Annotated in this window: 1 protein-coding gene and 1 pseudogene; one reads left to right on the forward strand and one right to left on the reverse strand. The window is 43.3% G+C overall.

The genetic code is table 11. From position 1 onward, the window contains the following. Positions 1 to 333: 333 nt before the first annotated feature. Positions 334 to 831 (forward strand): P-loop nucleotide/nucleoside kinase family protein, encoded by a 498-nt coding sequence (locus L4C38_RS21210; protein ID WP_428799516.1) that lies wholly within the window; start codon positions 334 to 336, stop codon positions 829 to 831. A 128-nt stretch (positions 832 to 959) separates the two neighbouring features. Here the strand turns inward: L4C38_RS21210 and L4C38_RS21215 are convergent. Then, positions 960 to 1,232 (reverse strand): annotated as a pseudogene (locus L4C38_RS21215) (IS4 family transposase); the annotation flags it as partial.

Raw genomic sequence — 1,232 nt, forward strand, 5'->3', positions numbered from 1 at the left:
CTGAGTGCAGGCAATCCTCATGCTACCCTTAAAGCTAAGTTTGTCTGCTTAATACGCTGGCGATTAAAGACAGAACAAACGGAGCTTTAAGGTAAGGCATTTCCCTTCACCTCTGCATCGATTTTTGTCTGTTTACGATGATTCAGTGCGTGTGAATGAGGAGTCCAAGGATATCCATGGACTTTGGTCACATATATAACAAGACGTTTAAATGCGACTCACAACGCGTGGCATTTTCACAGTGCGTTGATTTTAGTGATTAAGGTGTTTGCAGTTGCATTGTTATTGCGTTGTTCACGCTTTAACTTTTCGTTATGCGTAAATGGAGGAAACATGGAAAATCAGGGAAAGCTGTACTTCTTCTGTGGCAAGATGGGAGCAGGAAAATCGACCAAATCTAAGGTTGTAGCTGCTGAAAACAATGCAGTCTTAATTTCAGAAGACGATTGGTTGTCAGCTCATTATCCTTCTCAAATTCAAACATTTGACGACTACATCAAGCACTCAAACTTAATTAAGCCTTTCGTTAAAAGCCATGTTCAAAACTTGTTGAATGTTGGGGTTAACGTTGTCATGGATTTTCCCGCTAATACTGTAAGGCAAAGAGTTTGGTTTGTATCACTGTGCGTCGAAGTAGCTAGTGAGCATGAGCTGTTGTATTTAAACTTAACAGATGAGCAATGTTTATCCCAAATTGCTAAACGGCGAGTTGAACAACCAGAAAGAGCTATGTTTGACACAGAGGCTGTATTTCATCATGTGACCCAGTATTTTGAAGCTCCAGCAGCGAGTGAAAATCTCAGTCTGGTACGTGTGGGAGAATACGCATAACAAAGCGTTTAAGACGGATTCCCAACGCTTGGCATTTTCGGCTTACATCGGTTTAAGTGTTTATGTCACAATGGTTTAGGTAGGGTGGTAGCGTTGCTCACCACTTAACGCGGCGCTGACGGATCCCCTCATAATTCCCCCAGTCCGGCGTTGTGCGTGAGCCGTTGATATTCAAGTATTGCCCATTGATATTGGGACTCATGAATTTGATACCGTCGATGGCTCCGAACTTCCCGCCCTAAGCGAGGTATTGAAAGCACTCTGCGATGTTTTATGGTGTTGGCTTGAAAGTCAAAATGCCACTTCGCTTGCACGGCAGCTAAGCCATTCCACCACATCAAAACTTCTGCTAACAACGCGATGAGTAGCAGTATATCTAAACGCTTAGTACAACGGCTTCG

This window comes from Vibrio kasasachensis (genome assembly GCF_050337565.1).
Lineage (GTDB): Bacteria > Pseudomonadota > Gammaproteobacteria > Enterobacterales > Vibrionaceae > Vibrio > Vibrio kasasachensis.